The 20455-nt window shown below is 43.4% G+C and carries 16 protein-coding genes; 4 read left to right on the top strand and 12 right to left on the bottom strand.

All coding sequences use genetic code 11. The annotated features are described in order from the left end of the window. Positions 1–58: 58 nt before the first annotated feature. The 3 genes from fabF to A3M5_RS0100420 form a co-directional block, all read right to left on the bottom strand. Positions 59–1300, bottom strand: a complete 1242-nt coding sequence (gene fabF, locus A3M5_RS0100430; RefSeq protein ID WP_026221528.1) for a beta-ketoacyl-ACP synthase II — start codon at positions 1298–1300, stop codon at positions 59–61. A 29-nt stretch (positions 1301–1329) separates the two neighbouring features. Next, positions 1330–2262 carry a beta-ketoacyl-ACP synthase III gene (locus A3M5_RS0100425; RefSeq protein ID WP_018391775.1) on the bottom strand — a complete coding sequence of 311 codons (933 nt, stop codon included), beginning with the start codon at positions 2260–2262 and terminating at the stop codon, positions 1330–1332. Positions 2263–2397: 135 nt separating this feature from the next. Then, complete coding sequence (locus A3M5_RS0100420) at positions 2398–2580, bottom strand: YjzD family protein (protein WP_018391774.1); 183 nt, start codon at positions 2578–2580, stop codon at positions 2398–2400. A 159-nt stretch (positions 2581–2739) separates the two neighbouring features. Between A3M5_RS0100420 and A3M5_RS0100415 the strand changes: the two genes are divergently transcribed. After that, a complete protein-coding gene (locus A3M5_RS0100415) occupies positions 2740–2928 on the top strand; it encodes a ComZ family protein (RefSeq protein ID WP_026221527.1) in 189 nt (62 codons plus the stop codon). A gap of 86 nt (positions 2929–3014) precedes the next feature. On the opposite strand, the gene clpB is transcribed toward A3M5_RS0100415, so the two are convergent. Beyond that, a complete protein-coding gene (clpB, locus tag A3M5_RS0100410; protein WP_018391772.1) occupies positions 3015–5600 on the bottom strand; it encodes an ATP-dependent chaperone ClpB in 2586 nt (861 codons plus the stop codon). Positions 5601–5876: 276 nt separating this feature from the next. On the opposite strand from clpB, the gene A3M5_RS0100405 reads away from it, so the two are divergent. Then, positions 5877–6569, top strand: a complete 693-nt coding sequence (locus A3M5_RS0100405) for a Crp/Fnr family transcriptional regulator (protein WP_018391771.1) — start codon at positions 5877–5879, stop codon at positions 6567–6569. Between the two features lie 43 nt (positions 6570–6612). On the opposite strand, the gene A3M5_RS0100400 is transcribed toward A3M5_RS0100405, so the two are convergent. Next, complete coding sequence (locus A3M5_RS0100400) at positions 6613–6921, bottom strand: metal-sulfur cluster assembly factor (protein ID WP_018391770.1); 309 nt, start codon at positions 6919–6921, stop codon at positions 6613–6615. 145 nt (positions 6922–7066) lie between these two features. Between A3M5_RS0100400 and A3M5_RS0100395 the strand changes: the two genes are divergently transcribed. Continuing rightward, positions 7067–7885 (top strand): Cof-type HAD-IIB family hydrolase, encoded by an 819-nt coding sequence (locus tag A3M5_RS0100395; RefSeq protein WP_018391769.1) that lies wholly within the window; start codon positions 7067–7069, stop codon positions 7883–7885. Between the two features lie 24 nt (positions 7886–7909). Then, positions 7910–8800, top strand: a complete 891-nt coding sequence (locus A3M5_RS0100390; protein ID WP_018391768.1) for an aldo/keto reductase — start codon at positions 7910–7912, stop codon at positions 8798–8800. 84 nt (positions 8801–8884) lie between these two features. On the opposite strand, the gene A3M5_RS0100385 is transcribed toward A3M5_RS0100390, so the two are convergent. The 7 genes from A3M5_RS0100385 to addB all read right to left on the bottom strand — a co-directional run bounded on the left by A3M5_RS0100385 (position 8885) and on the right by addB (position 20368). After that, on the bottom strand, positions 8885–10387 hold the full coding sequence (locus A3M5_RS0100385) for an alpha-amylase family glycosyl hydrolase (RefSeq protein WP_018391767.1): 1503 nt from the start codon (positions 10385–10387) through the stop codon (positions 8885–8887). A 130-nt stretch (positions 10388–10517) separates the two neighbouring features. Continuing rightward, complete coding sequence (locus A3M5_RS25030) at positions 10518–10658, bottom strand: hypothetical protein (RefSeq protein ID WP_018391766.1); 141 nt, start codon at positions 10656–10658, stop codon at positions 10518–10520. An 89-nt stretch (positions 10659–10747) separates the two neighbouring features. After that, a complete protein-coding gene (locus tag A3M5_RS0100375; RefSeq protein WP_018391765.1) occupies positions 10748–11095 on the bottom strand; it encodes a DUF1516 family protein in 348 nt (115 codons plus the stop codon). Positions 11096–11136: 41 nt separating this feature from the next. Continuing rightward, complete coding sequence (locus A3M5_RS0100370; RefSeq protein WP_026221526.1) at positions 11137–11994, bottom strand: fumarylacetoacetate hydrolase family protein; 858 nt, start codon at positions 11992–11994, stop codon at positions 11137–11139. A gap of 2 nt (positions 11995–11996) precedes the next feature. Further along, positions 11997–13169, bottom strand: a complete 1173-nt coding sequence (locus tag A3M5_RS0100365) for a DUF418 domain-containing protein (RefSeq protein WP_018391763.1) — start codon at positions 13167–13169, stop codon at positions 11997–11999. A gap of 61 nt (positions 13170–13230) precedes the next feature. Then, positions 13231–16908, bottom strand: a complete 3678-nt coding sequence (gene addA / locus A3M5_RS0100360; protein ID WP_018391762.1) for a helicase-exonuclease AddAB subunit AddA — start codon at positions 16906–16908, stop codon at positions 13231–13233. Next, positions 16892–20368 (bottom strand): helicase-exonuclease AddAB subunit AddB, encoded by a 3477-nt coding sequence (addB, locus tag A3M5_RS0100355; RefSeq protein ID WP_018391761.1) that lies wholly within the window; start codon positions 20366–20368, stop codon positions 16892–16894. Before addB ends, addA begins: the two co-directional genes overlap by 17 nt. Positions 20369–20455 lie beyond the last annotated feature (87 nt).

Raw genomic sequence — 20455 nt, 5'->3', positions numbered from 1 at the left:
GTCCTGTATGTATATGCAGCATCGAAGCAAAAAAAACAGGCCGCGGCCTGTTTTAGGATTAATCGTTATATTCGGTTAACACGATCGTTGCATTGTGACCGCCAAATCCGAGTGAATTGCTGAGCGCAGAACGAACTTCTTGCTTTCGTGCTTCATTCGGCACGTAATCAAGATCACATTCTGGATCTGGATTGACTAAATTAATGGTTGGCGGTACAAGATCATTTTTAATAGTCAGCGCGGTGAATATCGCTTCTACCCCACCTGCTGCACCAAGCATATGACCCGTCATTGATTTCGTAGAGCTAATCGACAGTTTTCGTGCATGGTCGCCGAAAACCGTTTTAATGGCAGCCGTTTCGAACTTATCATTGTACGGTGTACTTGTACCGTGTGCATTGATATAATCAATGTCTTCTGGTGCAAATCCTGCATCATCAATGGCTATTTGCATAGCACGTGCTCCACCCTCACCTTCCGGCGCAGGCGCTGTAATATGATAAGCATCACCTGTCGAACCATATCCCACGATTTCCGCATAAATAGTCGCACCACGTTTTTTCGCATGCTCCAATTCTTCAAGAACGACAATACCTGCTCCTTCACCGATGACAAACCCATCACGGTTCGAATCGAAAGGACGGCTTGCTGTTGCTGGATCCGGATTGTTTGAAAGCGCCGTATTCGCACAGAAACCAGCTACGGACATTTGGGTAATCGGAGCTTCTGCACCACCTGAAATCATCGCATCTGCATCGCCGCGTTGAATCACTTTAAATGCATCTCCTATGGAGTTTGTACCCGTTGCACATGCGGTTACGGTACATGAGTTTACTCCTTTTGCACCTAAATAAATGGATACTTGCCCTGCTGCCATATCTGGAATAATCATCGGCACAAAAAACGGACTGACCCGGCGGTAGCCGCGCTCTAAAAATATTCTGTATTGGTTTTCAAATGTTTCCATTCCACCAATACCCGAACCGATCCAGACACCGATACGTGATGCATTTTCATCATTAATATCAAGGTTTGCATCCGCGATCGCCATTTTCGCTGCTGCAACGGCATATTGAGTGAAACGGTCCATTTTACGTGCATCTTTTTTCTCCATAAATTGTTCAGGGTCAAAGTCTCTAATTTCTGCCGCCACTTTTGTGGGATAATCATCTGCATTCAACCGGGTTAACGGCTTCACACCACTTTTTCCTGTTGTGACACTGGCCCATGCTTCTTCTATTGTACTTCCAACCGGTGAGACAATGCCAAGACCGGTAATGACTACTCTTCGCTTTTCCACGTTTTCCACCTCTTTATTGTAATCTGCTATTAGCGTCCCCACTTCATTGCGATAGCGCCCCATGTTAATCCTCCGCCAAAACCGACCATCACGATGACATCATCTTCTTTAATCTTTCCCTTCTCCAATTCTTCTACAAACGTGATCGGAATCGATGCAGATGATGTATTACCAAATTGATTGATCGTTACCGACATTTTTTCCGGCGACAGCCCGAGACGTTCGCGGGATGATTCCATAATGCGAATGTTTGCCTGATGGGGCATTAAAAAATCAACATCATCTTTTGTTAAACCCGCTTTTTCGAGCACGTTAATCGCTGATTCACCCATTTGACGGACGGCAAATTTAAACACTTCACGTCCATTCATCTTGACATATTCATCCTGATATAAATGCTTGGCGCCCCGTCCATCTGCACCGAGCTCAAATGAAAGGATACCCCGTCCATCTGCAACTGGACCAAGAATGGCCGCTCCAGCACCATCTCCGAATAAAACGGCTGTATTACGGTCTTCCCAATCAACGGATTTTGACAGTTTTTCTGCACCAATGACGAGAATATGTTTATACGTGCCTGTTTCCACAAACTGTTTCCCTGTAACGATAGCGTACATAAACCCGGCACACGCCGCACTTATATCCATCGCTGCTGCATTCACCGCACCGATTTCGTGTTGAATCAAGCATGATACAGAAGGAAAACGATAATCGGGTGTCACCGTTGCCGTAATAATGAGATCAATTTCTTCTGGATGAATTCCTGCGTTCTCAATTGCTTTTTCCGCTGCTTTCATCGCCATATAGGATGTGTCGATATCATCTCCAGCAATACGGCGTTCTTCAATCCCTGTACGCGTGCGAATCCATTCATCTGACGTATCCATCTTTTTTTCCAAATCCGCATTCGTTAACACATTTTCGGGAATATATCTGCCCATTCCCCATATTCCAGCGTTCATCAAAACGCACCCTCTTTCACATACATTAGTAATATCAATTATTAAGACTTGGTCCTAATTTTACTGAAAACAATTCATGATTGCAACTAAAAAAATGAAAGCGGACTCCTATTACTAGGAACCCGCTTTCATGTATCAATGTTTCTCAATAGGATCGTTTGGAATTAGAGCTGTCAAAATGAACAACAAAATCGTAACGACAACGGCGACCAGAACGCCTGTTTCAGCATGAAACGGAGCACCGTTCATCGATGACACAACGTATACAACCATTTCAGACAAGAAAAGTGTCCAAACAAATGTCATAATATATTGCACGTGTAAACCTCCTTCACCTTACATTTATGTACTCTGTTTATAATCTTAGCATATTACGGGATCGGCGGCATAAAAAAGTTTTTCTTTTTCTTGACGATTTTTGCAGTAAAATAAAAAGAATAGAAACTAGGCAATAGCCTGGATAAAAAGGGAGATAATATGATGGATAACAAACAGATGGAATTTATGCAAATTGCGATGAACTATTTACCAAATGCACAGGAAAAAATGAAAGAAGCCGGTATCGAGTTTTCTCCTGCAATGGCAGAGCCCTTTTTTGGCTTATTTATGAACGTCATGCAAGAAGCGTATGAACTCGGCAAAAAAGATGCACAAACGGAAAAATAAGAAAAAACAGTGCCGTCCATAATACGGCACTGTTTTTTTGTCTTATTGAATGTTGTTTCTGACCACTCACACCGTTTTGTGATCGCTCACTTCCTAACGACGAGTTCACCCTCTTTTACATCGACGACCGCCGTTGCACCTGGCAAAATCTCACCGGCAATAATCGAACGGGCTACTTTTGTTTCAATTTGCCGTTGAATGAATCGTTTCAACGGGCGGGCACCGAAGACTGGATCATAGCCTTCTTCTACAATGATATCTTTTGCCTCATCCGTAACAGAAAGGGTAATTCCCCGATCTGCCAGACGTTCATCCAATCCTATCAAAATTTTACTTGCAATGTCTTTTAAATTATCACGTGTAAGTGGTTTAAATAGCACGATATCATCGACCCGGTTCAAAAACTCCGGCCGGAAATGAGCACGCAGCTGCATCATCACATTATTTTTTGCTTCTTCCGGAATTTCTCCTTCGCTTCCCATTTCAAGCAAATGAGACGACCCTATATTAGACGTCATAATGAACACTGTATTTTTACAGTCAACCATGCGTCCTTGTGAATCGGTAATCCGGCCATCATCCAGTATTTGCAGCAAAATATTAAACACATCCGGATGCGCTTTCTCCACTTCATCCAGCAGTACGACAGAATATGGCCGACGGCGAATCGCTTCTGTCAGCTGACCGCCTTCTTCATACCCGACATACCCTGGAGGCGCTCCAACAAGCCTTGACACGGAATGTTTCTCCATGTACTCAGACATATCAAGACGAATCATCTGCTCTTCACTGTCAAACAGCACATCGGCAAGCGTCTTCGCCAACTCCGTTTTCCCGACACCGGTTGGTCCGAGAAATAAGAAAGAGCCGATTGGACGATTCGGATCTTTAATACCCGCTCGTGCCCGCAGTACCGCATCACTGACAAGTGATACAGCTTCATCCTGTCCAATCACCCGCTCGTGTAAAATGTCTTCAAGACGCAATAATTTTTCACGCTCGCCTTCCACCAATTTCGTTACTGGAATGCCTGTCCAGCGCGCCACAATCGATGCAATTTCTTCTTCTGTTACTTCTTCACGAAGGAGCCGGTTCTCTTTTTCATCCGCAGCGCCCGCTTCCAAGTCGACTAATTCTTTCTCTACAGCCGGAATTTGTCCATGGCGCAGCTCAGCTGCTCGATTTAAATCATAACGGCTTTCTGCATCTTCCAGTTCACGACGCAGACGATCGAGTTCGCCCCGCTTCTCTTTTACATGCATAATCGCTTCTTTTTCACCCATCCATTGGGCTTTCATAGTATCTGCCTGTTCCTTTAAGTTGGATAATTCTTTTTGAATGTGAACAAGACGCGCAGCACTTTCCGCATCTTTTTCTTTTCGTAGCGCTGCTTCTTCAATTTCTAGCTGCATAACACGTCTCATCACGGCATCAAGTTCAGTCGGCATTGAATCAATTTCCGTCCGGATCATCGCACATGCTTCATCCATCAAGTCAATTGCTTTGTCCGGTAAAAAACGGTCTGTAATGTAGCGATTGGACAATGTGGCAGCTGCAACGAGCGCCCGGTCGTGAATGTTTACGCCATGATGAATTTCAAACCGTTCTTTCAAGCCACGCAATATCGAAATTGTATCTTCAATCGTCGGTTCTGACACGAGTACAGGCTGAAAACGTCGCTCCAGCGCCGGATCTTTTTCAATGTATTGGCGATGTTCATCGAGCGTCGTCGCACCAATGCAATGAAGTTCACCCCGTGCGAGCATTGGCTTAAGCATATTACCCGCATCCATCGATCCTTCTGTTTTCCCTGCACCGACAATTGTATGAATTTCATCAATAAATAATAAAATATTGCCTTCGCTTTTCTTTACTTCATTCAACACGGCTTGTAACCGTTCTTCAAACTCCCCACGAAATTTGGCACCAGCAATGAGCGAACTCATGTCAAGCGAAAAAATCGTTTTATCTTTCAAGCCGTCTGGTACATCTTTGCGAACAATTCGCCAAGCTAGCCCTTCTACAATAGCAGTCTTTCCTGTTCCCGGTTCTCCAATTAATACTGGATTGTTTTTCGTTTTCCGCGATAAAATCCGAATCACATGCCGGATTTCATCATCACGGCCAATGACTGGATCAATTTTCCCCGCGCGTACTTCTTCGACTAAATCACGTCCGTATTTTGCTAGTGCTTCATAGCCTGCTTCTGGATTTTGTGTCGTCACTTTTTCATTCCCCCTAATCTCATGAATGGCGTTTAAGATGGCCTTTTCTGTCACGTGTTCTTTTTTTAAAACGTCTGCAATCACTTTGCCTGCTGAAAAAATCGTCGCTGTCATATGTTCAACGGATAAATACGCATCATCGAACTCTTTTTGAATGCTTGTCGCTTTTTGAAACCATGTGTTCAATCCACTTGATAAATAAGCACCGTACTGCGCGTCTCCAGAAACGACCGGCTTTGTTTGAATCGCTTGCTGCAAAACGCGGAGCAACACAGCTCTTTTCATTCCTGCCCGCTCGAGAATTCGGCTGAACAGTCCATCTTCTTTTGATGCGAGTGCTATCATCATGTGCACGGTATCCACATCAGAATGGTTTCGTTCAACAGCGCTTTGCTGAGCTGCGGCAAGTGCTTCCTGCATCGTATATGTCATGTTGTCCATCTTCATCCCAAAACCTCCTTGACCTTTTTTGACCTTTTATTCATTTTAATTTATTCCTTTTTTTTTCGCAAAGAAAACGGTGTGATTAACTTTATTTTATCGGCTTTTCAGGCGAGAATATCCCCATCTTCAAACATATGGTGACGTTGGTGTTCTCAAGAATCCCCCACTTCAACGAAAATGCGTTTCTTTCGTAAGTGGCGGGTAGTTCATACTCGAAAATAACTAGTTGTTATGCACACTTAACACCTTTACAATAAGAGATAAGGAGGTGGGAAGCGAGTGGTATTTGATCCGTCGCTTTTACATACACTGGAAGCTTTATTTACAGAAGAGCAACATGTGTTTTCGTTTAAAAAAGGCACTTACTTGTTTCAAGAAGGGGAAGCGGCATCTAACATTTTCTGGCTGCAGTCCGGCAAAATACAGATTGGCAAAGTTATACCCGATGGTCGTGAATTAACCATTCGGATTTCAAAAGCAATGGATATGCTAATTGAAATGGCACTGTTTGAAGAAGATGCGAATTATACAATGAATGCCAGAGCCATCGAATCTGGTGAAGCACTTGTCATCCCCCGACGGAAACTAGAATCGGCGTTGTCATCGAAAACGGAATTAATGGTGCAGTGGCTTCGCTATACGCATAACCACCATTTACGGACGCAGTCAAAGCTCCGAGATCTCGTCTTGAACGGAAAAAAAGGCGGTGTTTATTCAACGCTGATCCGGATGGGCAACACGTTTGGGGAAAAAACAGAAGATGGTCTACGACTAAATGTGTCGCTGACGAACCAAGAAATGGCGAACTTATGCGGCACGTCGCGTGAAGTCGTCAATCGGCTGCTTTCGGAACTGAGAAAAGAAGGCATCATTAAAATGAAGCGTAACCGTATCATATTATGCGACATTGATTATTTAAAACAGGAAGTGAACTGTGAAAACTGTCCGATTGATATGTGCCAAATTGATTAAAAAAGATGGAGGGTCCCCAGGTATCGGAGTCCTCCATCTTTTTTTATTGAATGCCTAATGCAATTTTTGCATAGCGTGACATCATGTCGCGTGACCATGTCGGCGTCCACACAATGTTCGTTTCCACTTCTTTCACTTCTGGAATATCGGCAAGCGCTGCTTTCACTTGATCGACGATAACGCCGGCAAGTGGACAGCCCATTGACGTCAATGTCATCGTAATTGTTGTTTTTCCTTCCGCGTCCATATCGGCGTCATAGACGAGCCCAAGGTTGACGATGTCAATACCGAGTTCCGGATCGACAACCTGCTCAAGCGCACCCATAATATTTTCTTTTAAATCTTGATCCATGTTAAAAAACACTCCTTCCTTTTCTCATCTCTTCTTATCATAACAGACAAACATATAAATAAACAAAAAGCCTGCCTCTTTACAAATAAGGGCCCTACCCTCTACACTTAAAAGGAGAAACAGAAAAAGGAGAGAGAGATGCAGAATGGAAAAACATTTAATTGTACTTGATCTCGATGGAACGTTATTGACGGATGAAAAAACGATCTCTTTCCGAACGAAGCAAGCGATCCATGCGGCAATGGAGCAAGGCCACGAAGTAATGATTGCAACGGGCCGCCCATTTCGCTCCAGTGTACCATACTACAGCGAGCTCGGATTAAAAACACCGATCGTCAACTTTAATGGTGCATTCGTTCACCATCCTGGCAATGCCAAATGGGGGATGTTTCATGAGCCGATGGAGTTAAAAACAGCAATCGATATCGTTGAAGCATGTCAATCGTTCACTTTTCATAATATCATCGCTGAAGTACTCGATGATGTCTATTTTCACTATCACGATGAAAAACTCATCGATGTATTTGAAATGGGCAGCGCCGGCATTACATGCGGTGATTTGCGCAACATGCTGACTGATCATCCAACAAGTATGCTCATTCATGCGACAGAAGAACAGGTGCCAGAAATACGACGGCATTTAAGCGATGTTCATGCCGAAGTGATCGATCACCGGCGTTGGGCAGCTCCTTGGCACGTTATTGAAATCGTCAAAAGCGGCATGAGCAAAGCAGTCGGCTTAAAGCGCATTTCCGACTGGATCGGCATTCCGCCCGAACGCATTATTGCTTTCGGTGATGAAGACAATGACTTAGAAATGATCGATTTTGCCGGCATCGGGGTCGCAATGGGCAACGGGATTAAGGAATTAAAATCGATTGCGAATGAAACGACCGCTTCAAATGAAGACGACGGCATCGCCCTTTTTCTAGAAGAACGGTTATCACTAAACATACACGTTTAAACTGAATAAACAAGGATGGTTATGATGGAACGCATTCAATTAACAGATGACCTGTCATTTTCCCGATTCATTCACGGATCATGGCGACTTGCCGACTGGCAATATTCTACTAAAAAAACACTTGATTTAATTGAACACGCAATGGAGCGCGGGATTACAACATTCGATCATGCTGATATTTATGGAGGCTATACATGTGAAACGCTATTTGGCGACGCACTAAATGAAAAACCTTCATTGCGTTATCAAATGGAACTCGTCACGAAATGCGGCATCGTTTTGCCGTCTGAACAGCGCCCTAAGCATTACAATACCACGAAACCGCATATTATCGCGTCGGTTGAGCAATCATTGCGTAACTTGCGAACCGATTACATTGATTTGCTGCTTATTCATCGACCGGATCCGTTTATGGACCCTCATGAAACAGCGGATGCATTCGTTCGGTTAAAAGAAACAGGTAAAGTACGCCATTTTGGTGTGTCCAACTTTAAAGATCATCAATGGCGGATGCTTGAATCACACATGACGTTTCCGCTCGTAACGAATCAGTTAGAATTATCTGCCTATCATCTTGAAAACTTCGAAGACGGCACACTTAATTTGTGCCAGGAAAAACGAATCGCGCCAATGGCTTGGTCTCCGCTTGCAGGCGGTTCTATTTTTAACGGTACCGATGAAAAAGCCATCAGACTTCGTCAAACACTTCAAGAAGTCGGCCATGAAATCGGTGCAGATAGAATAGACGAAGTCCTTTATGCATGGCTCATTCGTCATCCAGCACAGATTATGCCGATTATTGGTTCCAGCAAAAAAGAACGGATTGACGCTGCTGTAAAATCACTTGATCTATCACTCAATCATGATCAGTGGTTTGCTATTTTGCAAAGTTCCATGGGCCATAGCGTTCCATAAGCAACACTAATCTATCTTTTTCAAACAAAAAAATAGAGCTGTCCTAGGTCAGTTATTCACTGACTTTTGGGACAGCTCTTTTGTTTATTCCTTACCTGCTGCACGTTTTCCACGTTTCCAGACGATATAAAGGAAAATCATAAAGGTTACATAAACGATGATCATTGCACCAATAAATGCATAGTTGATCCCTGTTTTTTCCGTAAGCGCATAAACTTCCGCTTCTTCACGGTCTAAAATAATGGTGAACTCCCCGTCCGCAGCACGTGACATATCACCCGCTAACAGTCCGCTCAATTCTTTTTCAGGATCAAGTTCATCTACAGGTATCGTTACTTTTTGTGTTTCTCCTGTATTATTAATCGCAACAATCAACGTTTCATTTTCATATTCCCGTTTAAAAACGGATAGGCCCTCTTTTTCATAAAGAGGCTCGTACGACCCTTGCCGCAGCGCCGGCAAATCGGCACGCAGTTTAGCAATTTGCTTTATGTAGTCAGCAAGTTCCTGATCCGTCCGAAAATTCATTAATCCGTGTGCATCAACACCAGACTCTCCATTTTGTGCAATTTCTGAACCGTAAAAAACAGCCGGCGTCCCCGGTGTCGTATACATATACGTCAGCGCCATTTTCCAGCGAGCGCCAGGGAACATGTTCTCATTCGCCATATCAAGCGTAAATCGGTCTGTTAACGCAGAATCTGCCATATGAATGATCTCCAAAGGATCTTTGAACACATTCTGCTCTTTAAGCAGCAGCGCTTTCACTTCTTCTGAAGAACGGTCAACCGTCGCAAACTGCTTGCGAAGCGGCTCCTGCATCCATGCAGCTGTCACCGAATCAAGACCTGCTTCTTCATAAGCAGCCGCTTCTTCGGGCGTCACATCATTCATTTCACCAATTAAGTGAAGGGCCGGCAATTTCTCGTCAAATGCTGTCCAGAAAGAAGGAGCGGCACCAGATGCATTGCTGAAAAAGTACCCGTCAATGCCTGTATCATCGGCAAGCTCGACCGCTACATTAATCAGCGCATTTTGCACATCTACATTCGCTGTATTAATCTCAGCCATGTTTCCAAGCCAATTCGGCTCCTGTGCGCTTGAGAGCGATGTGAACCAATCCTCTTTAGCTGGATCACCTGCCCACACATGCTCCGTGCTCACACGTGTTGCTGGGAAATCAACAAGAACCCGAATATCCAGCTCATGCGCCTTTTTTACGAGACGCTGCAGTTCTTTTTTCGATCCGAACTGCTCATTCATCTTGCTGTAATCCGTCACACTGTAGCCATGATAGGCCCCTGCCTCATTTTCAAAAACAGGCGACATGACAATCGATGTGATCCCCAGTTCCTGTAAATAATCAAGCTGGTCTTCTACACCTTTGAAATCTCCACCTTGATAAGCGGATGGATCTTCATTGTTTACTTGCGCATTATTCGTAGGATCACCATTCATAAAACGGTCTGTCATTAAAAAATACATCGTTTCATCATGCCATTCCTCACTTTTTTCTTCCGCTAAAACGGTGCTTCCAGAAAAAAGGAGAAGCGGGATCATGACGAGCGAAAATAATTGTCTTTTCACTGCCTTTTCCCCCTGCGTCAAAGTGGTTATGCTAACCTTTAGAGTACGCTTTTTACTACTTTGCGTCAAACAATGTTGAGATTGTTCAAGAAACGGACAAAAAACGCCTCTTCCTTTTCGGAAAAGACGGCTATTTGTCAGTCTGTTCTTTTTCAGTTGGAAAAGGTTCTGAAGAGATCAACGTTTCAGACCTTGTCATATGAATCGACACAGCCCGCACCGTGTATATAAACAAAACGAATACAAGCAGCCATAATAAAACAGGTAACACTTGATCAGCTCCTTTTCTTTTATTATAACAAAAAAGCTGCGCTATTAAATAACCGCGCAGCTTTTTTCGTCGAAATAAGGAATCTACTTTTAAGCGATTCCTGGAAGTGCAAACCCTAGAATAATTGTGATAAGAAGCAAAAGAACGGCCCCAACTAACACGCCGCCTGCCCCTTTGCCTTTCTTTTTGCGGACAAGCGTCATTTCCATTAAACCGATCGTTAAAATTCCACCGAGCATTTTAAATCCATAAAGCATCGGATTTAAGCTGTCAAATGTCACAAACAACATGAACCCTGTGATCAAGATGAGCACATAAAACAGGCGCAGCGCCATATGCAAACCTTTAGATGGTTTGCCTAGTGCGATAAAAAACAAAACAACGGCTACGACCCATGTTGTAATGTGCACATGTGTTGATGATGTTAAAAAGTCCATAATTTTCCCCCTCCTTTTTGCACTATTATCTTACCACATAATCACTGTACTTTATTTGTCAAAGTACCGACACCTTCAATTGTAATGTCAACAGAATCGCCTGCTTTCAGCATTCTTTTGGGATTCATTGCATAACCAACGCCAGCTGGAGTACCTGTGGCGATGATGTCACCCGGTTCAAGCGTCATACCTTTTGATAAGACATGAATGATTTCGTCGATCGGAAAAATAAACTGGGATGTATTCGACTTCTGCCGTATTTCTCCGTTTACTCTCGTTTCAATCGACAGGTTATGTGGATCTTCAATATCCTCTTTTGTTACAATCCATGGCCCCATCGGACACGTTGCATCTAAGCTTTTTCCAAGGAAAAACTGGTGATGGCGATTTTGAATGTTGCGTGCTGTCACATCATTTAAAACGGTATAGCCAAAAATGTAGTCAAACGCATCTTCACGGTCAATCTCTTTTCCTTTTTTACCGATAATGACCGCCAATTCACCTTCATAATCAAGCGAATCCGTCAATGATTCATATGCTGGAATTAGCGCATTTTGTGCTGATACCGTTGTCGGTGCTTTTGTGAAAATGATCGGGTGTTCCGGAATACTTGCTTCTCCGCTCATTTCAACCGCATGATCTCGATAATTTTTCCCAACACAGAAAATATTTTTCGCTGGCCTTGGGATCGGTGCCAGCCATTCAACTTCTAATGCTTTTATTCCTTTTGATGTAGTAGAAAAATCCACAGCCGCTTTCATAAATTCGGGCTGGCCAATTGCTTCTCTCAGCGTTTTCGGCGCGTCATTCATTTCTGTTAAGTTTACGACCGTTTTGTCCCAGTCATTATAGATTCCATAATGTTCAACCCCTTTATAAACAAAGCTGATCCATTTCATCATTATTTCCCCCCTTTTCCATATGTAACAGTACGCCAAAGCGACTCCATCGGTCCCCTCTTAAATCGATCTAGCCATAAATTAGATACGACCACTTGTACAGCAAAAATGGTCAAACAAATCCATATACTAGTTAAAATGGTTATTTGACCATAATAACCGAGGCCGTAATGATAAAAAATGAGTGTCCCGATGACAGACTGCATTAAATAATTGGTTAATGACATTTTCCCGGCAGCGGCGAACGGTTGCAGCATTTTTTGCGGCCATTGAAATGTGCATAATAAAACAATGAGTACTGCGTATGATATAGCTAGTATCGGACCGCCAATCGAATCCTGCACGTACATGTACGCAATATTATTGCGGTCAAGAACATGCGGTACCCCTTTTAACAAAAGGCCGGAAATAAAAAACACAAGAAAAGTGAACGTCGTTTTTTTCGGATGAGTTGTCCATTTGTCAATGACATTCAATTTATAAGCACCCGCACCGATGATTAAAAGTGGAAAGATTGAAATGATTTGGATTAAAAATCCTCCGTCCACAAGGTTTACGTTCATCCAGTCATGTATGCGCTGCGTCGTAATTTCCATATACGATCCACTTCCATACGCGGCAATGGATTGTGAAACAGACGCAATATCTGTCCAATACAAAGCGTTATATGGATCTGAATAAGCAGCCAGCATGAGCATCACGCTTAACAAAACGGCTGGCAAAAACAAAAGAACGAGACCGACAATAAGTAGCATACGTCCAGAAAAACGTAAAAAAAGCAATAGAAGAAAGCCGCATACTGCGTAATTGAATAAAATATCGCCCGGCCAGATGAAGAAAGCATGAATGAGACCGAGCAGCAGTAAAAAAGTAAAACGGCGAATACCGGTCCAAATAAAAGACCTTCCATGCTCTCTCGCTTTTGCATACTGCATCGCCACGCCAAAACCAAACATCATCGCAAACAGCGGGTAAAAACTAGCCTGTACGAAAACATCAATCCAGGAAAAAATAGTTAAATCCTGTGATGTTTTCCACCATTCATATGGATTGTAATAAAAATAAGGCGAATGAAACGAAAACATATTGACGAGAAAGATACCGAAAAGCGATAGGCCTCTCAATACATCGATCGCTAAGATTCGCGGTTTTTCCCCTGTTGATAAAGACTGCAAGCAAAACGCTCCTTCCAGGTTATAATATGACTTTCATAATCATAACAGAAAAAGGCGATTTTCACGTATACTCGATTACGTGTGCACCGTCCATAAAGAAGACAAACTTTTTATGCAAAGGCCGTTTCCAAATGCGTTCTATTGCTTTTGCGTACAAAGTAATTTGCATGTCGTATCGTTTACGTAAAACAGGCTCTGCTTCTGTAAACCCGCCCGCAAAACGATCTGTGATGCGATCGGTTTTATAATCAAGCAAATATAGATTCCCTTTATACTCGAACAAACAGTCAATGACCCCTTGAATTAACACTTTTTCATCTAAATCCGCAGTTCCTGCTTCACGTGCTGACACCCCCATATTAAACGGCAATTCGCGGTGGACACGGTCGGCTGCCAGCAGCATTCCCCCCGGTTCTGATTTGAAAAAGGCAGCAACCATTTCGGTATGGATGGCTTCCGTCTGTTCGACTGTTAATAATTCTTTTTCAATCAGCTTCTCCAAAAGACGTTCCACTTCAACTTCTTCCGGTACTTTTTCAAGGCTTATGTGCTGCATAACTGTATGGACAGCTGTTCCAATTTCGGCTGGTGACAACTGTTTCATTTGCATAAAACGCGGTCGTCTAAATACAGGACGACGATAATCGCTCGCTGTCTCATTCGCAGCCCCTTCACTGTAAATATCATTCATTCGTTTTAAATCAGAGACCGACTGTTTCGAACGAAGACTCACCGCTTCGGGAAACGCGTACTCCCACCTCATCCGTTCTTCAATATCTCCTTTTTCCGGTGACTGTTCCGGATACGGCTGACGTTTTTTTATGTAATCCAGCCACATATCCTGCTCGATCTCTTGTTTTTTTTCATCGGTTAAAAAGAGTTCCGCTGATTCAATGACAGAAAAAGTGAAACGAGATGGATGATCTGCCAATAACAGATGAGTGCCATCAAGATCCGTATGGCGCATTAAGACAGGGCCTATCCAGTCCATGTAAGACGTAGCGGATGCTCTTACTGCATCGCTTAACAACATCGATTCTCTTTCACCTGACAATGCCCAGTTGGCTAATTTCTTCTCGGCCCTTTTCACAGAACCAGTAATAAAAAGTTTTTCTTTTGCGCGTGTCATCGCGACATAAAGTACACGCATTTCTTCCGCAAGCAACTCCAGTTTCTTTTTCCGCTGGAAAGCAAGCTGAACAAGAGAGGGCCAAGCAATTCGCTTATCAGGATTCATGTATTTAACCGCCACGCCATAATCTTTATCAAACAGCACGCGGCCATTTAAATCCATCATATTAAAGCGTCGTCCGGCAGCAGCCATAAACACGACCGGAAATTCAAGCCCTTTACTTGCGTGAATCGTCATAATACGGACAACATCTTCCTGCTCTGACAACGCACGGGCTGTCCCAAGATCATCGCCCCGTTCGCGCATTCGCTCAATAAAACGAAGAAAACGGAACAAACCTCGAAAGGACGTTTCCTCATATTGACGAGCCCGGTCATATAAAGCACGTAAATTCGCCTGGCGCTGCTTTCCACCTGGCATTCCGCCTGCAAATGCATAAAACTGCGTATCACGATATAATTCCCATATTAAATCGGACAAAGCACCGCTTCGGCCAATGGAACGCCATTTCTCCAGATATTCTAAAAACGGACTCACTTTTTCTTTTAAAGATGCATCACCATTTCGGTCATCCATAAAAGCTAGCAATGATTCAAAATAACTGCCTTTTTTCGATGCAAGTCGAATTAATGCGAGTTCATTTTCACTGCAGCGTACAATCGGTGACCGCAAAACAGCAGCCAGTGGAATGTCTTGATATGGGTTGTCAATGACTTGCAGTAAAGAGAGCATGACAGATATTTCTGTCGCTTGAAAATAACCGCCAGATGTGCTCGCATAAACCGGAATACCGGCATGTTTAAATTCTTCCATCATTTCCGGCACCCATGTGAGAGAACGCATTAATATGACAATATCTCGGTACTGTACAGGCCGCTCTGTTTTCGTTTTCGGATCGTAAACAGGTTGTCCCGATTCAATTAACTCTTTTATTTTGGACGCAATATACCGCGATTCAATCTGTGACTGTTCCGCATCTTCACGATCGACGTCTTCTTCTGCTATTTCATCTGGTCCATCGCTGCTAATTAACGCGATTTCAACAGGATAAGAGCCGTCTGGGTAATCTGCACCCGGTACGAGCGCTTCTTCTGGGCCATATTCAATTTCGCCGACATCTGTCCCCATAATTTGCTGGAACAAATAATTTGTCCCGTCGAGCACTTCACTGCGGCTTCTATAATTGCGCGACAACCCTATTTTAAGTCCAGAAGCAAGGCCATCTGTGCTGAAACGCTTATATTTTCCGAGAAACAACCCCGGTTCCGCAAGTCGAAATCGATAGATGGATTGTTTCACATCACCCACCATAAACAAGTTGCCTTTTTGTTCATCATTCGCCGACACAAGGCTTACAATTTTCTCCTGAACCATATTAACATCCTGATATTCATCAACGAGCACTTCCTTGAAGCGGCGTTTATACGAATCGGCCGCTTTTGAAGGCTCTCCATCTGTCATTAAAATCGACAACGCGTAATGCTCCAGATCACTGAAATCAGTAATGGCACGTTCTCTTTTTACGGCTTCATACCGCTTTGAAAAAGCAAGAACGAGCTCAGCAAGCCGTTCTACAATGGGCTTCATTTCAGCTATATCACGCAGCCAATTTTCAGGCTTACGGGCAAAAAAAGTATCCTTTAACTCATTGATCAACTTTTTCGCATTGTCCCGAACTGTTTTCGACCGCTCCTTTAGCCCCTCATCATAGTCGTCCCCTTTACACATTTTTAGTGTCGGAAATCGAACCGTTTGAAACGCATTGTACATCTGTTCCCACGTTTCACATTCCAAAATGGCTTTTACCGCCCGGGTATCTACTAAAAAATTTTCTGCTCTCGGCACAGGTCCCCCTGGTAATTCCGTCATCATTAAGCCTTCATCCAAAAGCGCCAGCGCACTTTCAAGCTGGAAGCGGATATCTTTTTTTAACGGATGAATAAAAGAAAGATCATCAATAGATTCTGCTGTTTCATATACTGATGAGAGTTGATGAAGCCATTCGTCCGGATCCGGGTGTGACCTGGAAAAATCAAAAAGACGAATAACCGCTTTTTGCAGTTCGACATCGCTCCGATCACCAGAAAATGTATCGACCAATCGATAAAATGATTCATTGTTCTCTTTTCCATATTCTTCTTCAAGCAAATCTTCTAATACTTCATCACGGATTAATACCGCTTCTGTATCGTCCGCAATTCGAAAAGACGGATCAATATCGACCATATAATAATATTTCCGAATGACTTCCAAACAAAATGAATGCAATGTTGAAATGGATGCTTTATTTAAAAGACGGAGCTGACGGCGCAGCCGGATGGATGCCGGCTCACGCTCAATTTCCCGCTCAAGCGCTTCACCAATCCGATGTCTCATTTCTGCAGCGGCGGCGTTTGTAAAGGTCACAACGAGAAGCTCATCCACTTCAACAGGTGATTCTTTACGGATGATCTTTTGAATAATTCGTTCAACAAGCACGGCAGTTTTTCCAGAACCCGCTGCTGCCGCAACTAAAATATCGCTTCCATATGCGTAAATCGCTTTCCATTGATCATCGGTCCAGAGCACATCTGTCGGCTTCTCGGGGATATTATACAATTCCGTCATCACCATTCTCCTTCATCTTCTGAATGATTTCTTCATTTTTATGTGGTCGAATCAGTCTATAGCTGTTTTCATCCAATGTATCGTCGAACTGGCACACTTGCCGGTATGAACAAAATGTACACGGTGTTTTTTTGTTGTAACGATACGGTGTAATATCAACGGCTCCGGATACAATATCATTACCTGCATCTTCGTATAATTTCCGAACATGACGCCGCATCGTTCCAAATGAATCATCGTCCACTGTTTTCGAACGGGCGGTCAGCGTGCCATCCTTTTTAAAACCTGCCGGAATAATAAGCGAGTCTCCCGTTTCAAGCTGCTCATCCATTAAATGAATGGCTTCATCTTCACCGAGAACAAGCCCTTTCATACGGAAACTTTTCATAATTTCTTTTTCAATTTCTTCAATTGTCATAAATTTTTTCGTATTTAAATACGGGTTATGCACATGGAAATAAAGGACACCACCCGGACGTGCTTCTTTGCCAGTTAAAATGGATGAATTCGTCAACACAATATCAAGATATGTTAACATTTGCATCGCAAATCCATAATAGATTTCCGTCATATCAACATCTCTACTGCCCGACTTATAATCGATAACACGCAAATATGTATCGTTATTTCCTTCCGCTTTATCTACACGGTCAATTCGGCCGGCAAGCGACATACGTGCACCGTTTTTCAAATGAAAGACGAGCGGAGGCAATTCAGACCGTGGACCAAATGCAAGCTCAATACCAAGCGGCGAAAAACCGCTCACTTTTGCTTGGTCACTCAGTACCGTTGAGGCCCGGGCAATAATTTGCTCGAGTTTATGCTGAATGTATGAATACCGATTGGAACTCATTAAAATTCGATTTTGAAGCTTTGGTGCAAGCTCTTCCACTGCACTTTTTGCAAATGTGCGGCACTGTTCCAATGTAAGTTCCGGCCACTTCATTCCACGCTTTTCAACTTCTTCAGCTATCCATTTCAATGCACCATGAAACAGGTCGCCAATATCTGGTGCCTCAAGACGATACACAAGGCGGTCACGCAGCTTTAACCCATGCCTTGCAAAATGGCTGAACGGGCACGAATGGAACGTTTCCATTCGTGACACACTCGCAATCATATCCGTTCCGTATAAATCAATACCGGTCTGCGGCTTTAGCACGTTCGTTTTATTTTCGTAATATAAGCTATCCAGAACGAGCCCTGCTTTTCGTTTAAGCGGACTTTCCATATAAACATTGTACGTATCCCACCAGAACGAATGAAGCGGATATCCACGCTTCTTCAATTGAAGCTGCGAGGTTAAATAAGACAGTGTCGGCTCGGGATAGCCAATGTACTCGAGTTGCTCTTTTGGCTGCAAATCAGCTGGATCATTAGCTAAAAGCTGTTCATTTAAACCGCCAAAAAGTTCTCTTAGCCTTTTAATATACGGTGACGGCTGCAACGATTTCCCTTCTGAATCGGCAATCGGCCATGAAATATATAAGCGGCTCGCCGGTATAGTCACCGTACGGTATGCAACGAATTCTTCATCAAGCAGTCTCGTTTTGCTTCCCGGTGCAACATTCATCCCTGCCGCAATGAGCGCTGTCCGTTCCTCATCGTCCAAAATACCATCTTCCATTTGACGGGACGGAAAAACACCGTCATTCATGCCAACGACAAATGCAGCTTCAATGCCGGCCAAACGTGATCGTTCAGGGTTCGCTACAATGACTTGATCCGCAGCCGGCGGAACAATTGAAAACTCAAGCGCTTCAAGACCAGCATTCAAAACAGAAGCGAATTTTTTTGCATTCATCTGCTCATCTCCTGCCACTTCCGCAAACTCATCAAGCATACCAATGACCGCATCCCACGCCTGATTATGCTGAGCCGCGGCCGCTAACTCGCCCCGTTCTTCCGCTTCGATTGATAGTTGTTCGATCTTCTCAGGAATATTCAAGTCTTCAATAAATTGATATAAAGATCGACAACATTCAAGTGCATTTTTTGCGTGTTTTAACCGCCTTTCTAAACGATACAGCGGTGTCGAAACAACCTCTTTCATCTCATTTAGCTGAATCTCAAACGCACGCTCTTCATCCGTCTGAGCGACACTTGTAAATTCAAGACCCATATAACGGCGGTACGTCCATCTTTCACCGTTCGTCCAGCGATCGCCGTATATGCCATGAGCCAGCACATAATTTTCAAGTAAATCCATGCGGCGGCGCACGTTTTCACGTGGTTCATCAAATGGAAAAAGCAAATCGGTTTTAACAGCACGGAAAATAGCTTCATACCGCCACTTTCCACCGATCACTTCAAGAGATGAGCGAATCAATTCAATAAGCGGATGATTGAGCATGGGCCGCTTCTGATCAATAAAGAAGGGGATATTATAGTCATCAAATACCGTTTCAATAATGGACCGATATTCTTCTCCATTGCGGATAAGGAGCGCGATTTGTTTATAGCGATAGTTTTCTACACGCGCCAGACGACGAATTTCACGTGCCGCGCCTTCTATTTCTGCCCTTCTTCCTGCCGCCTGCATAATCGTTAAACCGGAACTGCTTTCATGTGTGTTTGCTGGTCGTTTGTCAAACTGTGTTTCGAGATGAATTAATGATTCATTTTTTTGCCGCTTATGTCCTTGAATGACGATATCGTCTTTAATATCGATACCTGCTTCAATCGCATTTTCATATAAATCATGATACGTCCGGCCTGTTAAACGGAATAATTCAGTATCATCCGGATCATCATGCCGGAACGATCGATCGGTCGTCAATGAAATCGTCACATGCTGTGCTATGTCCATCAAAACGCGAATTACATCATGTTCCTGTGGTGTAAAGCTGTGAAATCCGTCTATATAAATAGTTGATTCTCGTATGTAGTCTGATTTGACGATCATTTCTGCAAGAAGACGCATATAATCTTCGGAATCCGTATATTTGTCCACAAGTGCCTGATCAAACTCTGTATAAATTTTTTGCAAATCATTTAATTTATCCGCAAGTGCGGCCGGAACGCTTCTAAGATGTTCCACCATATCATCTGGGGTAATTAAATATTGTCGGAATTCAGTAAGCATTCCTTCCACCGTGCTGACAAAACCGGTTTTATCTGCAGCTTTTGAAAAAACCGATAACTCTTCCCTATTTTCTTCGATAATTTTTCGAATCAAAATATTTCGTCCCGCCGGGGTAATGTGCTGCCTGCTCATCCCGCCTTCTTCCTGCAAAACACGCCAAGCAAGACGAGTAAAGCTGTATACTTGCGCACGAATGGTACCGCCAAGATCGTCATCTGCAGCCAGCTCGTATTCAGATAAAAAAGACATTTGCTCCGGCACGAGATAAATAATCGGTTGTCCTTCCGGATCATCGAGTATACGTTTTTTTATTTCTGAAATCATCCAATCCGTTTTTCCAGAACCAGATCGGCCAATAACAAATTGCAGCCCCATTACAACCCCTCCATTTCATTACTATCTACTATAACAAAGATCATACGTTCGTTCAAAAGAAAAACGAAAAACCACATCTATGATATG

The sequence above is a fragment of the Bacillus sp. 37MA genome (genome assembly GCF_000372765.1).
GTDB lineage: Bacteria > Bacillota > Bacilli > Bacillales > Domibacillaceae > Domibacillus > Domibacillus aminovorans.
The sequence above is the reverse complement of the archived record's forward strand: the minus strand, read 5'-3'. Positions and strand labels throughout refer to the sequence as shown.